General features: G+C 32.7%; 18 protein-coding genes and 1 pseudogene. All 19 read right to left on the bottom strand.

All coding sequences use genetic code 11. The features are described from left to right. Positions 1–139 precede the first annotated feature (139 nt). The 19 genes and pseudogenes from BSD9I1_RS04055 to hemA all read right to left on the bottom strand — a co-directional run bounded on the left by BSD9I1_RS04055 (position 140) and on the right by hemA (position 17,154). Complete coding sequence (locus BSD9I1_RS04055; protein ID WP_186429245.1) at positions 140–919, bottom strand: sirohydrochlorin cobaltochelatase; 780 nt, start codon at positions 917–919, stop codon at positions 140–142. Positions 920–945: 26 nt separating this feature from the next. Next, positions 946–1,689 (bottom strand): AIR synthase related protein, encoded by a 744-nt coding sequence (locus BSD9I1_RS04050; protein ID WP_186429244.1) that lies wholly within the window; start codon positions 1,687–1,689, stop codon positions 946–948. Next, positions 1,676–2,182 carry an ECF transporter S component gene (locus BSD9I1_RS04045; protein WP_186429243.1) on the bottom strand — a complete coding sequence of 169 codons (507 nt, stop codon included), beginning with the start codon at positions 2,180–2,182 and terminating at the stop codon, positions 1,676–1,678. The genes BSD9I1_RS04050 and BSD9I1_RS04045 overlap by 14 nt, the downstream gene beginning before the upstream one ends. A gap of 52 nt (positions 2,183–2,234) precedes the next feature. Next, positions 2,235–2,999, bottom strand: a complete 765-nt coding sequence (locus tag BSD9I1_RS04040; protein ID WP_186429242.1) for a cobalt-precorrin-6A reductase — start codon at positions 2,997–2,999, stop codon at positions 2,235–2,237. Between the two features lie 71 nt (positions 3,000–3,070). Beyond that, the gene (gene cobJ, locus BSD9I1_RS04035) at positions 3,071–3,790 is read right to left on the bottom strand and encodes a precorrin-3B C(17)-methyltransferase (protein WP_186429241.1); all 720 of its coding nucleotides are present in this window, start codon (positions 3,788–3,790) and stop codon (positions 3,071–3,073) included. 2 nt (positions 3,791–3,792) lie between these two features. Then, positions 3,793–4,785, bottom strand: a complete 993-nt coding sequence (gene cbiG / locus BSD9I1_RS04030) for a cobalt-precorrin 5A hydrolase (protein WP_186429240.1) — start codon at positions 4,783–4,785, stop codon at positions 3,793–3,795. Between the two features lie 40 nt (positions 4,786–4,825). Further along, on the bottom strand, positions 4,826–5,596 hold the full coding sequence (gene cobM / locus BSD9I1_RS04025; RefSeq protein WP_242966403.1) for a precorrin-4 C(11)-methyltransferase: 771 nt from the start codon (positions 5,594–5,596) through the stop codon (positions 4,826–4,828). A gap of 36 nt (positions 5,597–5,632) precedes the next feature. Then, positions 5,633–6,301, bottom strand: coding sequence for a cobalt-factor II C(20)-methyltransferase (locus tag BSD9I1_RS04020; protein WP_035309855.1), 669 nt, complete (start codon positions 6,299–6,301; stop codon positions 5,633–5,635). Continuing rightward, on the bottom strand, positions 6,301–6,882 hold the full coding sequence (cbiT, locus tag BSD9I1_RS04015) for a precorrin-6Y C5,15-methyltransferase (decarboxylating) subunit CbiT (protein ID WP_186429377.1): 582 nt from the start codon (positions 6,880–6,882) through the stop codon (positions 6,301–6,303). The genes BSD9I1_RS04020 and cbiT overlap by 1 nt, the downstream gene beginning before the upstream one ends. A 6-nt stretch (positions 6,883–6,888) precedes the next feature. Beyond that, positions 6,889–7,485, bottom strand: a pseudogene (gene cbiE, locus BSD9I1_RS04010) (precorrin-6y C5,15-methyltransferase (decarboxylating) subunit CbiE); the annotation flags it as partial. 34 nt (positions 7,486–7,519) lie between these two features. After that, the gene (gene cbiD, locus BSD9I1_RS04005; RefSeq protein WP_186429239.1) at positions 7,520–8,614 is read right to left on the bottom strand and encodes a cobalt-precorrin-5B (C(1))-methyltransferase CbiD; all 1,095 of its coding nucleotides are present in this window, start codon (positions 8,612–8,614) and stop codon (positions 7,520–7,522) included. Between the two features lie 16 nt (positions 8,615–8,630). Further along, the gene (locus tag BSD9I1_RS04000; RefSeq protein ID WP_186429238.1) at positions 8,631–9,254 is read right to left on the bottom strand and encodes a precorrin-8X methylmutase; all 624 of its coding nucleotides are present in this window, start codon (positions 9,252–9,254) and stop codon (positions 8,631–8,633) included. Between the two features lie 18 nt (positions 9,255–9,272). Continuing rightward, complete coding sequence (locus BSD9I1_RS03995; RefSeq protein WP_186429237.1) at positions 9,273–10,592, bottom strand: cobyrinate a,c-diamide synthase; 1,320 nt, start codon at positions 10,590–10,592, stop codon at positions 9,273–9,275. Between the two features lie 12 nt (positions 10,593–10,604). Then, on the bottom strand, positions 10,605–11,873 hold the full coding sequence (gene hemL / locus BSD9I1_RS03990) for a glutamate-1-semialdehyde 2,1-aminomutase (protein ID WP_186429236.1): 1,269 nt from the start codon (positions 11,871–11,873) through the stop codon (positions 10,605–10,607). 104 nt (positions 11,874–11,977) lie between these two features. Next, positions 11,978–12,946, bottom strand: coding sequence for a porphobilinogen synthase (gene hemB, locus BSD9I1_RS03985; RefSeq protein WP_186429235.1), 969 nt, complete (start codon positions 12,944–12,946; stop codon positions 11,978–11,980). A gap of 62 nt (positions 12,947–13,008) precedes the next feature. After that, a complete protein-coding gene (gene cobA, locus BSD9I1_RS03980; RefSeq protein WP_186429234.1) occupies positions 13,009–14,469 on the bottom strand; it encodes a uroporphyrinogen-III C-methyltransferase in 1,461 nt (486 codons plus the stop codon). Between the two features lie 15 nt (positions 14,470–14,484). Beyond that, positions 14,485–15,354, bottom strand: a complete 870-nt coding sequence (hemC, locus tag BSD9I1_RS03975; RefSeq protein WP_035309844.1) for a hydroxymethylbilane synthase — start codon at positions 15,352–15,354, stop codon at positions 14,485–14,487. Next, on the bottom strand, positions 15,332–16,000 hold the full coding sequence (locus BSD9I1_RS03970) for an NAD(P)-dependent oxidoreductase (RefSeq protein WP_186429233.1): 669 nt from the start codon (positions 15,998–16,000) through the stop codon (positions 15,332–15,334). The genes hemC and BSD9I1_RS03970 overlap by 23 nt, the downstream gene beginning before the upstream one ends. Further along, positions 15,958–17,154, bottom strand: a complete 1,197-nt coding sequence (hemA, locus tag BSD9I1_RS03965) for a glutamyl-tRNA reductase (RefSeq protein WP_186429232.1) — start codon at positions 17,152–17,154, stop codon at positions 15,958–15,960. Before hemA ends, BSD9I1_RS03970 begins: the two co-directional genes overlap by 43 nt. Positions 17,155–17,159: the final 5 nt, after the last annotated feature.

Raw genomic sequence — 17,159 nt, 5'->3', positions numbered from 1 at the left:
AAACCATTATAAATTCATAAAAACTCTATTAAAAGGGGATATCTCAAAGAAATTGAAAATTTCTTTTGAAATATCCCCTTTTATAAATACTAATTAATCATTATTTACTTCTCACTTGCCACTTGTCACGTGGGTGGCACTAAATACAATCTCTTACATGCTGCACATAAATATCTCTGTAAGCAGAATTTTCTCCTAAGCCATGAAGGTATATGTCAACCTTGAAGCCTTCATTTTCTAATATAACCTTCCATGAATCTTCTTCATCCCCTGCCATGTCATTTTGCGCATGGTCTCCTGCCACAAGCATATATGGCATTAAAGTTACTTCTTCTATTTTCTTTTCCTTCAGCTTTGGCATTACATGTCTAAGTTCTGGGAATCCCTCTACTGTTGCAATATATACATTTTTAACTCCCATATCATCAAGTATGTATTGAAGCATGGAATAGCAAGCATTAGCATAATGTGTAGATCCATGTCCCATGAAAACAACTGCCTTTTTATCATCATATTCAGGAAGCTGCTCTTTTAATGCTTCTACTGCAATTCTATAATCTTCCTCACTATAAAGCACTGGTCTTCCTAAAACTATGTTTTCAAATTTATTTATACGACTAAATTTATGCACATCTCTTTTTATATCATCGTATTCTTCTCCTGGCATTATATGAAGAGGCTGCACAACGATTTCTTCAAATCCGTCATTAACCATTTTAGTTAGTGCTTCTTCTACAGTATCAATATGTATATTATCTCTTTGTTTAAGCTTTCTCATAATCATTCCTGATGTAAATGCTCTTCTTATTTCATAGCCTTCAAAAGATTCTTTTATTTTATTTTCACAAGCTTCTATATTAAGCTTTAAAGTCTCCATATAACTTGTTCCAAAACTTACTACTAATATTCCCTTTTTCATTTTATCCTCCTATATATTAAACAAATCTAAACTTTGTTTAATTTACCTATTATACTTATTTTTTCATTATTTTGTATTTCATTTAATACTTCATCATTTACTGCAGCTATTACAACACTAGAAGGTCCTGCAGTTTTATGTATATCTACTTTTACTTCTTCATTTAATACAAATTTCATATTATTTTTCTTTGCAAGCTGCAATACTTCGTAAAGTATCCCTTTAGAACCTACTGGTACTATTTCATATACTCCACCTAAGCTTAAAAGCTTTCTTAACTCATCATAGTTTGCTATATCTAAGTCTTTATCTAACCCTATTTCTGCTCCTACCTTAGGGATTCCCAGGGAAATAATTTTACAATTTTCTCTTATAGCATTGACCTTTAAATTTTTATTTTCAGCTATTCCTATAACGGTAATTCCAAGGCCTGTAGATATAGATTTAAAGTTCTCTTCTGTACTTCCTGTTAAAACTATATCAGCTATACCTGCTAATTTTAATTCTTCCTTTATCCCCTTTATTATTTCACTTCCTGTAGGTTCCATCTCATTACATACTGCATCTGTAATAGTAATGACCTCTGCTCCAGCACACATTACTTCCATTATTGGCCCTCTCGCAATTAACTTTCCTACATAAAAGGAAGGTACCTTTAAGGTATCTCCCTCTTTCATTCCTATACTCCCACAGCTATCACAAGCTACTACCATAGTTTTATTTTCATCTAAAGTTATTAAAGTTAGATCCCTTACCTTAGTTATTTTCATATTCCTTCAAACTCCTTGGTAAAAAATTATACACAAGTATTGCTATAAGTGCATTTATCGCTGCCACTCCAGATAGTATAGGTACAAGACCCATAATCCCAGCCTTGCCCATCATAGGCACTAAGAGTGGTGTCAAGGCTAAAAGTGCTAAAGGTCCATTTATAATAACTGCAATTATTATAGAAAATATAATTGCAAAAACCTTATTCTTATTTAGAAAGGCTTTATATACTACAGCAAATGCCGCCATGGTTAAAGCCATTGCTGCCATAGTTATTAAATGTACTGGTAGCGTAAGTGGAAATCCGCTAGTTAATGCGGTTAAAAAGTGACCTAATGCTCCTGCTATTGCTCCATATACTGGACCTAGCATAATTGCAGCTAAAAATGCTGGCATTGAATCAAAGGCTATTGATCCCATGACCTTAATATTGGCTCCTATAAAACAAAGCGCTACAAATAGTGCTGTTAATACTAATTTTTTTGTTTTCATTATAATACCTCCGCTATTATAGCTCAAATTCTAATATAATAAGTCCCTCTATTTAAGCTATACCTTCCAATTTTTTCACTACATCCTTAACATCATAAAATATATTATCATACTTTAAAGTTTTTCTTCCAATAATAAAAGTATATATATCTTCATCTACTGCTGCTCTTATTTTTTCTTCCGTTCCACCTTCAGGCCCGCTATCTTTAAGCAGTATTGCCTTTGCATCATATTCTTTTATAAAAGCTCTATTTAAATCATAGCTTATAGGTCCCTTTATAGCAATTATATTTTCTACACTAACTCCTAATTCTAAGCATTCTTGAAGTACTTTTAAGGAAGGAAGAACTCTATGTATTATCCTATTAGGTAATTCTAATCCTAAAATTTTATTTAAATTTCTGCTTCCTGTAGTGTTTAATATATTGCCTGTAATATTTTTGAAATGAGAATAAAGTTCCTCATAACTTTCTACTATTATAACCTTATCCTCATTTATAAATTTATAAGCTACACCTTTTCTTTCTAATCTTATGTATTTTATAGAAGTTAATCTACATACATTCATCAAATTTTCACTAACTTCTACTGCATATGGATGCGATGTATCAATGACAACATTAACTTTATTTTCCTCAAACATCTTCTGCATATCCTGACTATTAAGAGGTTTATCATTTAATAACTTATATCTATATTCCTTTAAAAGCTCTCCACCATAAGATGTTGCTGTAGACACCAAAATATCATCGGTGTATTTATTTAATTCCTTAATCATTTCCCTACCTTCAGTGGTTCCAGCTATAACACAAATCATAATAACACCACCTTATTTAATCGAAGAAATCCCGCCTAAACGGAATTTCTACAACTATTAATTATTGACTATTAACCAACTTTGTATCCTCTTGGAGTTATAAATTTTCCATCTTTTATATAGCTCTGACTATTTCCTATAATTACTATAGAAAACATATCTACTACTTCTTCATTGAAGTTTTCTAGTGTAAATAAGTGTATTTCCTGTCCATCTCTTAATGCATTTTTAACTACTGCTATAGGAGTAGTACCGTTTCTAAACTCACTTATTATATCAATAGCTTCTCTTAAGTAATGAGGTCTTCCATTACTTCTCGGATTATAAAGTGATATTATAAAATCTGCTTCTGCTGCTAATTTCACTCTCTTTTTTATAAGTTCATAAGGTGTCATAAGATCACTTAAGCTTATATTGCAGTTATCATGCATAAGTGGAGATCCTACTACAGAAGCTGCTGAAGAAGAAGCTGTAACCCCTGGTATTATCTCTACGTCTTGATTTTCTTTAAGTTCTAATATAAGTCCTGCCATTCCATATATTCCTGCATCTCCAGTACTTATAATAGCTACTGTGTTATCTGCTGCAAGCTCTAATGCCTTTTTGCATCTTTCCACTTCACCCTTCATACCAGTTGATACTAATTCTTTTCCCTCTAATAATGGCTTTATAAATTCTATGTATTTTGTATATCCTACAATCATATTACTTTCTTCAATGGCCTGCTTAGCTTTTAATGTCATGTGTTCTAAGCCTCCTGGACCAATTCCTATTACATATAGTTTTCCCAAAACTACACTTCCTTTCCTATTGCTAGTGTCATTCCATCAAGTTTCATCTTTGAAATTTCAACAGTTCCTCCTGCAAGTTCAATTGATGGCTCACATACGGATGTAATTCCTAATGTTTTTTCTACAAAGGCACTTCCTTCATATTTATGTTGTACCTTTTTTATTTCTTCTATAGTGAATATTTTCATATCGCAATCTAAGTATTTTGAAAGTTCTATTATAGCTCTTTCATCCTTTTTAACCTCTACTGTAGCAATACATTTTATTGCTCTTGCATCTATGTTTTGCTCCTTTAAAACTTCTAAAACTTTTTCTTTCATAGAGCCTATATGATAATCTTTCCTGCATCCGATGCCGAGTATTATATTTCTTCTTATAAGCTTTAACCTCTTAGGAATTTTCTTTTCCTCTATGCACTCCAATTCATTTTTATTTGTTACATAAACTACTCCGCTGCACTCACTTAGTTCGGAAACATAACCTGATGGGCAGGAAATTAGTTCTTCTTCATCAAGAAATCCAACTTCCTTTCCATCAACTAAAAGAGCTGCTATATCCTTAGCATCTTTTAAGCTATCTATAATAAGATTACTTTCCTTAGCTATCATATCTGGAGCTGTAATCCCTAAATTATCTGTAGCAGTAGTTATTATAGGCTCCGCTTTAAGTGCTAAAGCTATATCTTCCGTAAGTTTGTTAGCTCCTCCTAAGTGTCCGCTTAGAAGACTTATTGCAAACTTACCTAAATTGTCTATAACAATCACTGCAGGATCTTTATCTTTAGTAGTTATGTAAGGAGCTATAGATCTTACTGCTATGCCAGTTGAAGTTATAAATATCACTGCCTCATAGTTTTCAAAAGAATTTCTTACTACTTCTTTAAAATTAAAGTCTTTAGAAAGATTTTTAGAGAATAAATCTATATTAAACTTTTCTCTTATTTTTTTTGCTAAGTTATCCCCATTTTTAGTTATGGAAATCACTGCTATATTCATAGTAAATCAGCACCTCTCAAGTTATTAAGACGGCCCTAGGTTACTTAGACACACCTTCTCTAAACATATGAGTAAAAGTTTTATCATATAAAAGACTCTTATCATACTCAGTATCTATAAAATCACCTACAAGTATTTGTGCACATTTTGTTATATTAGCTTCTTTAACCTTTTCTGCTATATCATCTAAAGTTCCTAGTATAACTCTCTCATCTTCCCAAGTAGCTCTTTCAACTATAGCTATAGGAACATTTTTTCCATACCCACGTCTTAACTTTTCTACTACTTTTTCTATCATGCTTATGGATAAAAATATTGCCATAGAAGCCCCAGTTGATGCTAACTTTTCTAAATCTTCTCCTGCTGGTACTGGTGTTCTACCCTCTACTCTTGTAAGTATTAGTGTTTGAGTAACTCCTGGAAGTGTAAATTCTCTTTTTATAGCTGCAGCTGCCGCAAAACAAGAGCTGACTCCTGGTACAACTTCATATTTAATATCAAATTTATTAAGCTCATCCATTTGCTCTTTTATAGCTCCATACATGGAAGGATCCCCTGTATGAAGTCTCACTACCATTTTATTTTCACTTGCAGCCTTTTTCATAACATCTATAACATCTTCTAATGTCATGGATGCTGAATTGTGCATTTCTACTGATTCCTTACAAAAATCTAAGTGTTCTTTGCTAACTAGTGATCCTGCATATATTACAACATCAGCTTTTTCAAGTATCTTTCTTCCCTTAACAGTTATAAGATCCACATCTCCAGGACCCGCTCCTATAAAATAAACATTTATGTTATTATTCAATTTTATTTACCCCCGCTCTATTTAGTTAATAGTTAACTAGTTCTTATGTGCAATTATAAGTGACATATAATCTTTATTTTTAAGTATCTCTTCTCTATCTTTTATTACTTCCTGTCCTTCTCTGTAAGCTCTTTTTACATATACATATTCATAACCTTTGTCTTCTAAGAAGTTAATTACGCTTTCTTCATTATTATATACCTTCATTATTACTAAATACTTATGTTCTTCTTTTACTGTATCTAGTCTTGTAGATGGTAATATAAGAAGTGGCTCATCTCCTATAACTAAAGCTTCCCCTGCAAGGCTTGCAGATGCACAAAAGGATGTTATTCCAGGTACTGTTTCTGTTTCGTATCCCTTTTCATTTATATACTTTAAAAGATATATGTAGGTGCTGTATACAAATGGGTCTCCTATAGTTATAAATACTACATCTAGTCCATCATGAAGTCTTTCTTCTATTGTTTTGAAAGCTTCATAAATCTTATCTTCTTGATCTTCTCCACCCATAGGGAATTGCTTTACTATTACCTCTGTATCTTCCTTTACAAAGTTTTTCACTATATTTAAAGCAGCACTTTGTCCGTTTTCTTTAGGGGATGGTGCTACTATAACTTTTGCATTTTCTATAACCTTTAGCGCTTTGAGTGTAATTAATTCTTCGCTTCCTGGCCCTACGCCAACTCCATATAACTTAGCCATTATTTTTCTCCTTCTATTATAAATATTGGATTATTTCCAAATAACATATAACTTTCGCCTTTAGTTTTACTTATAGAAACTTGAGTGCAGCTAACTTTATATCCTAATTTCTTTAATGCATCCATTGCTTTATATAAATTATTTATGGTTATAAAGTTTAAAATCATCTTTCCACCAGGCAGTAGTTTTTTGCCATATTCTTTTATGATGTCTTCAATATTTCCACCGCTGCCGCCTATAAATATACTATCGAATGAGTAATTTATACTGTTTATTACTTCCATTGCTTCTCCTTCGATAAGTTCTAAGTTATTCAGCTTAAATTTAGTTACATTTTTCTTTATAGTATCTATTGCATCTTCATCTTTTTCTATAGCAACAACTTTTCCAACTGGACAAAACTTTGCAGCTTGAACGCTTATAGATCCTGTACCTGCTCCTACATCTAGTATATAGGAGTCTTCTCTTAAATTAAGTTTTGCTATGCTAAGTATCCTTATTTCTTCCTTAGTCATTGGACAATTTCCTCTTATGAGTTCCTCATCCTTTATAAAATGAAGTTCTTTATCTTTTGTGTCCATTTCTTCTCTTTCTACTATCATTATAGAAAGTCCCTTAAATTCTTTACTTCTAATATCTTCTGCTGTTCCACTTTCTATTCTTTCATCTTCATAGGATAAGTTTTCTCCTACATAGATATATGGGTTTAATCCATTTTCTAAAAGTATCTTTGCTAAAACTTCTGGAGAGTTTTTATTATCTGTAAGCCAAATACTTAAATTATTTTCTAAAACTCCCTTTATGAAACTTTGTTCTCTACCATGAAGACTTCCTAAAAAAGCATTTTGCCAAGGCTTATTAAGTTTAGCCGCTAAATACTGAAAGGAAGTAATTCCTGGCACTATGTCTATTTCCCCATCATAATTAGATTTTAGGTAATTAGTTATTCCATAAAATAATGGATCTCCTGAAGCTGCCACTGCAATATTTTTATGTTTATTTACTTCTAAATACTCAATAACATCGCTTATTTTATTTACCTTAACCTTTTTACTATCTATAAAATCTAGAGAATTTATTGCTCTTCCAAAGCCTATTATTTCATCTGAGCTTTCTAAGACTTTTATAGCCTGAGGAAGTATGTATTCTTTGCTTCCTGGTCCTATACCTACTATGTAAACCACACAAACACTTCCTTTTACTGTTTTATATATCTTTTTAATCTATGATACTAAGTTGTTTTTCCATACTGTACATAACTACTTTTGGCTTAACCTTGCCATAGGTAAATATTTCAATTCTGCTTTTTACTTTTTCAGCTATAATCTTATAAAGCTTATATTCATCTTCCTTTGTAATTGAAGGAGTTTGTTCTATTAATTTAATTGCTCCCTCTGTAGTCTTTTCATCATATACCTTTTCAACAACTTCTTTAGGATATCCCATTAAAGCTAGTTCTAACGCTATTACTTCCATTCTTACATCACATACTCTGCTGTGAGTGTTAAAGCATCCTGCTGCAATTTTACAAAGCTTTCCTATATGGCCTATTATTGTAATATCATATACTTCATTCTCAATACATGAATTTAAGGCTTTTCCTACATAATTTGAAATTACAACCATCTTGTTTTCATCAAGTCCTAATGACTTTCCTCTAGTTTCTCCCATGTTGCCAAATACTAATATAAGTTCCTTAGCTCCTTTTGCAACTTTTTGATTTATTTCTAACTCAACTGATGCTATTAGTGCATCTTCTGACATAGGCATAACAATCCCTGATGTACCTAGGATTGATATACCTCCTATTATGTTAAGTCTAGGGTTGAAAGTCTTCTTTGCAATTTCTTCCCCCTTAGGCACAAATATGGTTATTTCCACACCTAAGTCTTTTGGAAGTACTTCTGTAACTTCTTTATTTATCATTTGTCGCGGTACAGGGTTTATGGCAGGTTCTCCTTTTTTTACATAAAGGCCTTCTCCCATAACTACTCCTACGCCTTTTCCACCTTTTAAACTATATCCAGAGGGCTTTTTCTCTGCTCTTGCCCATATTTCTGCTCCATGAGTTGCATCAATATCATCTCCGCCATCCTTTATGACGCAGCATTCCACATAGTTTTCTCCTCTTATGAGCTTTTCTACTGGAATTGTAAGCCTAATTCCCTTAGGAGTATCTATACTTATTTCATTAATATCCTTATTCTCACAAAGACATAATGTAGCTGCTTTTGCCGCTGCTGCTGCACAAGAACCTGTAGTATATCCACATCTCAGTCTCTTTCCATCGCAATTTACATACATATCAAGCATTTTAATCACCTAAAATTTATCTTTCTACAATCATATACATAAGAGCATTTACAATGGCTGCAGCTACATTACTGCCTCCCTTTCTTCCTCTTATAGTTATCATAGGAGTATCCATTTTTTCGATCTCTTCTTTGGATTCACTAGCTCCTACAAATCCAACTGGACTTCCTATTATAAACTTTGGATTAGCTTTTCCTTCTAGTGTAAGCTCTTTTAATTTAAATAAAGCTGTTGGAGCATTCCCAAATACAAAGAACTCTACTCCTTCTTCCACTGCTTTTTCAACTGCTGCCATAGAACGAGTTATTCCTCTTTCCTTTGCAACTTCTGCTACATCTTCTCTATCTACAAAGCACTCAACTTTACAATTTAACTTCTTTAAGGCAGCCTTATTTATACCTGACTTTGCCATATTGGTATCAGTATATATAGTTACTCCCTTTTTTAAAATATCAAGAGCTGAGTCTATAGCTCCCTCTCTAATATATGTAATGTTCTTAAATTCAAAATCTGCTGTAGTATGTATAAGTCTTTTTATTATTTTAAGCTCTCTATCATCAAAATTGTGAGGTCCCATTTCCTCTCCAATTATTTCAAAACTCTTTACTTCAATGTCCATTGGTTTTTTTATGTAATCCATTGATAAAAACACCACCCTTTAATTTTTTAGCAGATATTCTAAAAACTCTAAGTTCCCAAAGAAATGTACATGTGCATAACCGCCTAGTGTATTATTTTTTATATAACCGCATGTCCAATTCTTTTCAGTACCATCATACATAGTTTTCGTCAGTTTATATATCTTTTCTTCACTGCTATCTATATATGATTTATGAAATTCATGGCAGTTTATTTTTGTTCCTTTAGGTAAAATACTGTTTTCTTTATCTATAGCTATTTCAGCATAGCCAAAGTTTTGCAGTTTTGTTGTCATAACTGATTTTCCATTAAAAAATTCTACGGTATTTAAATTGTTTTCTTTAGTTTCTATTGCTTCTGTAAGATACATAAGTCCACCACATTCTGCATAGCATCTTGTACCCTTTTGAAGCTTATCTTTAATATCACAAATAAGTTCCTTATTATCACTTAATTGCTCTATAAATACTTCAGGGTATCCTCCACCTATGTAAACAAAATCTGTATTTTCAGGAAGTTTCTTATCCTCTAAAGGACTGAAATAAGTTATCTTTCCGGCTTCTTCTAAGAGTTCTAGATTTTCCTTATAATAAAAACTAAATGCTTTATCATATGCTACAGCTATATTTAAGTTTTTATTTTCTATATGAAACTTATCTTCATAACTTTCCACTTCACTAAACTCTTGCAAAAGCTCATCAAGATTTACATGTTTTTCTATAAGCTCACTACATAACTCAATCTTTTCTTCTAAATCATCTATTTCACTACTTTGTATAAGTCCTAAGTGTCTGCTCCCAAGCTTTAAGCTCTCTTCTTTTGGGATGTATCCAAATACCTTGATATTACAGTTATATTCTATAGCAGCTTTTAAAAGCTTAAAGTAACTTTCAGAAATATTATTTAATATAACGCCTTTTATATTTGCATTTTCAAAATTTATAAGTCCATTTATTTCTGCACATAAAGTAGCACTTTGTGCTTTGGGAGAAATTATAAGCACTATAGGAAGGTTTAAGACTTTCGCCACATGAGCAGTGGAATATTTAGAGTCTATTCCCTTGCCATCGTAAAGTCCCATAACTCCTTCTACTATTCCTAAATTTCCTTTTCCTCTGCTAAAGGAAGCTTTAGTGCCCTCTTCACCCATAAGATATAAATCCAAATTTCTTGAGGTTTTACCTGTTATGCGACTATGAAAAGCAGGATCTATATAGTCAGGCCCAACTTTATAACCTTGAACCTCATTTCCCCTTTTCATAAAGGCTCTCATAAGTCCTAATGTAGCGGTGGTCTTTCCACCACCACTGCTATTTGAAGATATCATTATAGCTTTCATATTAGACACCCGTTAAAACTTTCTTAAAGCATCTAGGAATTTTTCTATATCTTCTCTGCTATGTTTAACTCCAATAAACATAGCTTCAAATTGTGAAGGTGGAAGATATATTCCATTTTCAAGCATGTGCTTAAAGTATCTTGTGAAAAGGTCTGTGTCACAGGTTTTAACATCTTCATAATACTCAACTTTATCTTTCTTTGTAAAGAATAAGGTAATCATTCCACCACACCTATTTACTACTACAGGAAGACCTTTTTCCTTTGCAATTTCTTCTACACCTTTTTTAAGAAGTGTTCCTATTTCTTCAATATGTTCATAATACTTAGGGTTTTTATAAAGCTTTGTAAGCGCTGCAAACCCAGCTGCCATAACCACTGGATTTCCTGACATGGTTCCTGCTTGATAAACAGGTCCCATAGGGGAAAGCTGACTCATAATTTCTCTTCTACCACCATAAGCACCAGTTGGAAGTCCACCCCCCATTATCTTTGCAAATGTAGTTAAATCAGGTTTTACACCATATAAGCTTTGAGCTCCCTTGTAAGCTACTCTAAATCCTGACATTACCTCATCAAATATTAAAAGGCTTCCATACTGATCACAAAGCTGTCTCATACCTTTTAAAAATTCTAGCTTTGCAGGTACTACTCCCATATTACCCGCTACAGGTTCTACAATTATTGCTGCAATTTCATTTCCCTCTTTTTCAAAGAGCATTTTAACACTTGCTAAATCATTATACTGTGCAATTAAAGTGTTTTTCACACTTGCTTCTGGCACCCCAGGGGAACCTGGTATCCCTTCTGTTAAAACTCCTGAACCTGCTTCTACTAAAAATCCATCAAAATGTCCATGATAACATCCTGCAAATTTTATTATTTTATCTCTTTTAGTGTATCCACGAGCAAGCTTTATAGCACTCATAGTAGCTTCTGTTCCTGAGTTTACCATTCTTATCATATCTATATTATCTAAGGTTTCACACATATGCTTTGCAAGTTTAAGTTCAATTTCTGTAGGCGCTCCAAAGCTTATTGCGTTTTTAAGCATACCTTCTATTGCCTTTATTACATCTTCATCATTATGTCCAAGTATCATAGGTCCCCAAGAAGCTACAAAATCTATGTATTCATTACCTTCCTCGTCTACAACTCTTGAACCATGACCACTTTTAAGTATTGGAGGATTCATACCTACACTTTTAAAAGCTCTAACAGGGCTATTAACTCCACCAGGCATGTATTTTTCTGATTCTCTAAATATCTCAAGATTTCTCACTCTACGTTACACCTCTTTCTTTTAAGTAACCAGTTACCAGTCTTGGATGAAACTTTACATAGCAAAGTTTCTACATTCTTTAGTCACTGGTTACTGAATGCTGGCTAACTATTCTTAATCCAACGGCTTGCTTCTACTGCGTAGTAAGTTATAATCATGTCTGCTCCAGCTCTTTTTATAGAAGTTAGCATTTCTAATGCTATTTTCTTTTCGTCTATATATCCAAGCTTTGCTCCTGCCTTCACCATAGCATATTCGCCGCTTACACTATACGCTGCTATTGGATGATCATATCTATCTCTTGCCCATCTTATAACATCTAAATATGAAAGAGCTGGTTTAACCATTATTATGTCTGCTCCTTCATTTATATCATCTTCTATTTCAAGCATTGCTTCTCTTAGATTTGCTGGATCCATTTGATAGCTCTTTCTATCACCAAATTCTGGTGCTGATCCTGCTGCTTCTCTAAAAGGACCATAGAAAGCTGATGAGTACTTTGCACTATAAGCCATTATTGGCACATTCTTATATCCAGCATCATCTAATACATCTCTAATAATTTGAATTCTTCCATCCATCATATCAGATGGTGCTACCATATCAACACCTGCTTCAACATGAGATAATGCAACTTTTCCTATGTATTCTAAAGTTTCATCATTATCCACATCATGATCATGAATTATTCCACAATGTCCATGACTTGTGTATTCACACATGCATACATCTGTTATAACATAAATATCTTTAGATATTTCCTTTATTTTTCTTACAGCCTTTTGAATTATTCCTTCACTGTTAAAAGCCCCTGATCCTATTTCATCTTTATGATCAGGTATTCCAAATAGGATTACTCCTCTTACTCCAGCTTCTTCAACTTCTTTTATAGCTTCTGGTAACCTATCTAGAGAATAATGATAATTTCCTGGAAGGGAACTTATTTCTCTTTTTATATTGTCTCCCTCAACTACAAATAATGGATATATAAAATCTTCTGGCATTAAAACCGTTTCTCTAACCATACTTCTTATGGATTCATTTTTTCTAAGTCTTCTATGTCTTCTAAACAAAACAAAACCCTTCTTTCATTTTAATCATCACTAGTTACTAAATAACTCCTAGTACCTTAGACCTAATTGCTAGCACTTAAGTGCTTCACCATTCCTTCAGTAGTATATTCTTCACACACTTCGTAATTTATTCCATTTTCATCTAATTCTTTTGCGGTTATTGGTCCTATAGCTATGCATCTCTTTTGAGATACCTGCTCCTTTCCAACCATATCAATTAAGTTTCTCACAGTTGTAGGACTTGTGAAAAGCACCGTATCCACTTCCTCAAAAACTCCCTCTTCTGGTGAGGCACCCTTTTCTATATCATAAGTATGTGCTTCATCTACATTACAGCCTTTTTCTGTTAAGGCTTCTTTTAAGAAAGCTCTAGACTTTGCAGAACGTGGAAGAAGTACTTTATCATTTGGTTTTATATATTCTTTCATTTTCTCAAATAAGTCTTCTGCTACAAATTCTTCTGCTACTATAAAAGGAAGTATTCCTTTTGCTTTTAGCACTCTAGCTGTTGCAGGTCCTATAGCGCAGAACTTAGCTTTTATATTTCTTAAATCAATTTCGTTTTTTATTAAATAATCAAAGAATACATTTACTCCATTTACGCTTGTTAGTGCTATATAATCATAATCTTCTATTTTATCCTTATATGTATCTAAAGTAGAATTTGTATTTACTATTTTAATAGTATTAATTTCAGTAACCTGAGCTCCCAAATCTATTAACTTCTCTTTTATTTCCTGTGACTGCTCCTTAGAACGAGTTATGCATATATTTTGTCCAAATAAAGGCTTCTTTTCATACCAATTAAACTCATCATGGAATTTCACTACTTCTCCCACAACTATAATACAAGGAGAAGTTATACCAGACTCTATTGCCTTTTCTTTTACATCCTTTAAAGTTCCTATAACCTTCTTTTGCTTTGAAGTAGTACCTCTCATAACAATTGCTGCAGGGGTATCTTCACTAACTCCATTTTCCATGAGCCTCGACTTTATTATGTCAAAGTTTCTAAATCCCATTAAAAATATAAGAGTACCGTTTGATTTTGCTGCCCCACTCCAGTTTATATTTGCCTTTTCAGCTGTCATTCCCGTAAATATATGAAAGCTTTGAGCAATAGCTCTATGAGTTACAGGGATACCTGCATAACTTAATACAGATATAGCAGAAGTTATGCCTGGAACAGTTTCAAATTCTATGCCTTCTTCAATTAATGCTAAGGCTTCTTCTCCACCTCTTCCAAATACATAAGGATCTCCACCTTTTATTCTTCCAACTACATGGCCCTTTTTAGCGAGTCCTACTAGCATTTCATTTATTTCTTCTTGAGTTTTATAGTGGCATCCCGGTTCCTTTCCACAATAATATATTTCACAATCCTCATTTAAATATTTTAATATTCCTGGGCCTGCTAATCTATCGTACATTACAGCTGTACATTTTTTCAAAACTCTTATTGCCTTAAGAGTTATAAGCTCCTCATCTCCTGGACCTGCTCCTATAAGATAAACCTTTGCCATAATTTCCTCCTTAAGTTATTCCATTATTTTTTCAGCTAATTTATTACCTAAATTTATATAATCCTCTACGTTTCCTGTTATATCTTTTTTCACAACTTCACCATTGACTTCAAATATTCCAACTATATTCATGTCACTTCCAGAAATTTGTGCATAAGCACCAATTGTTGAATGACAATCTCCCTTTAAAGCTCTCATAAAGCTTCTTTCTGCTTCTACGCATATTCTTGTATGCTTATCGTCTAAGTTTTCTATATATTTTATATAAGGGCTTCCACTTTTTATTTCTATCCCTAGAGCTCCCTGTCCTACTGCTGGAACTAAATCCTGTGGATTGAAATATTCTGCTATTACATGCTCCATTTGAAGTCTTTTAAGCCCTGCTGCAGCAAGTATAGTTCCATGAAGTCCTAACTTCTCTATTTTATCTATTCTAGTTTGAACATTTCCTCTTATAGGAACTATTTCCAAATCTGGCCTTAAAAGCTTAAGTTCTGAAGCTCTTCTACGGCTGCTTGTTCCTATCTTTGCTCCTTTAGGCAAGTCTTTAAACCTCATATTATCCCTTGATACTAAAACATCGCGTACATCTTCCCTTTCAGGAATTGCTCCTATTATAAAATCTAAAGGAAGCTCGTATGGCATATCTTTCATACTATGAACCGCAATGTGAGCTCTGTCCTCTAAAAGTGCCATTTCAATTTCTTTTATAAAAAGCCCTTTACCACCTATTTTATCTAACGTTCTATCAAGTATTTTATCTCCGGTAGTTTCTATTAAAAGCTTTTCACATTTTACATTATGCTTCTGTTCTATCTCATTTATAACCAGATTTGTTTGAGTTTGTGCCAAAGCACTCTTTCTAGTAGCTACTATTATATTCATTAAAATCATCTCCAAAAAACATTTTAAGTATTAAATCTTGTTTATTTTTAGTATAAGAGAAATAAAAATCATCACTTGATATAAAGTTCAGTATTTCTTCTCTATTTTCATATCTTTTTAATTTTTCTCGCAGCCTACAGGAATATTCCATAAAATCATCATACTCCGTTAAGGTTTTTTCAAGCTTTTGTCCAATGAATCTAGTGGTTTTAGGGCTAGCCTTCATGGATTTCAAAGCAAAACTCATACTTTTAGTACTTCTTTGATAAGGGAGTACTGCTATTCCCTCTCTAAAACTATAAGAAGCTATGTACAATTTAAACTCTTCTTCACAATGTTTCTTTACTTCAATTGCAAATTCTTCTGGAACTGCAATAACTATTAAATGTTTATCTCGTATGTATTCTCTTTTATATGTATCTTTAATAAATTTAATATTGTTATATTCTTTTAAGGTTTTAAAATCAGAGGAAAGCTCTGGAGATACTACCGTAACATTGCAGCCTCTTTCAGTAAGAGTTTTAGCTTTTATAAATCCCGCTCTTCCTCCTCCTACTATTAAAACATTTATCTTACAAGAAACAATAGATAAAAACATATCATTTATTCCGTCTGGTAAAATATTCTCTCTATTAGCTTCAAGCATTCCTCATACCTGCCTTTCAGCTTCTCTTCTTTTAACACCTCAATAGCTCTATTTATATAAGCATCTGAAGTGCTTTTTAAAAGGACTTCAGCTAACTTTTCACTGTCTTTGGTATCCTTTTTGTTTATAAAAGTTTCCAATCTACTTTTATATACTTTTTCACCTTGAGATTTAAGCTTTAAAATGTCTCCTGAAACTTCTTTAATACTTCTCCACTCATAAAATTCCTGTTTATATTTATGAATTATATCCATATTAGATTTCATTATCTCTTCTCTTCTTTTGCAATTCTCATCGTTCATAAAACTTATTTTATCTATATCATAAAGCTTAATATTTTCCATATAATTCACTTCTTCATCTACATCTCTTGGCACTGCTAAATCATATATACTAAGAGACTTTAGTGGTAATTCTGAACTATATACCACTGTATGAGGTGCAGAAGTACAGCTTATTATAGAATCTACGTACTTATAGTAATCTGCTCTCTCATTAAAACTTATCACCTTTACCCTTGAATCATCTATATTTACAACTGAAGTATTTCTTACTGCAATATATAGCTTTTCGAAGCTGCCTGACATAATGTATTTACATGCTAAACTTCCTACTTCGCCATAGCCAAGCACCATAAAACTTTTAGCTCCATCTCTTCTTGCTTGACTTACAGAAATAGATGCTGACGACACAGGCACTTTATAGAGTTCAGTTTTACATCTAAATTCCTTCCCACAAGTGATTGCCATTTGAAAAAGCTTTTGAAGATCTTTTTTTATGCTTTTATATTCTAGTGCAATTTTATACGATTCTTTAACTTGTGCAAGTATTTGATCTTCTCCAAGTATTAAAGAATCAAATCCACATACAACCTGCATTATATGATTTATTGCATTTTCTTCTTCATAATGAAATATGTACTTAAAATAATCTTCATGCCAGTTAAGCTTTTCAAATATCTTAAAAATTACTTCTTCATAACTTTTAGTTGAGTTATAATATATTTCTGTTCTATTGCAGGTGCTGAGTATTAGCACTTCTTCACAGACTTCCATTAAACCCTCTAGGGCTCTTCCATAGTGCTTTGGTATTATAGAAAGTTTTTCTCTTATCTCCAATTTCACATTGGACTTTAAACCTATGACTCCTAACATTTAAG

The sequence above is a fragment of the Clostridium sp. BSD9I1 genome, assembly GCF_900185645.1.
Lineage (GTDB): Bacteria > Bacillota > Clostridia > Clostridiales > Clostridiaceae > Clostridium_AK.
This window is presented reverse-complemented; position numbering and strand designations above follow the sequence as displayed.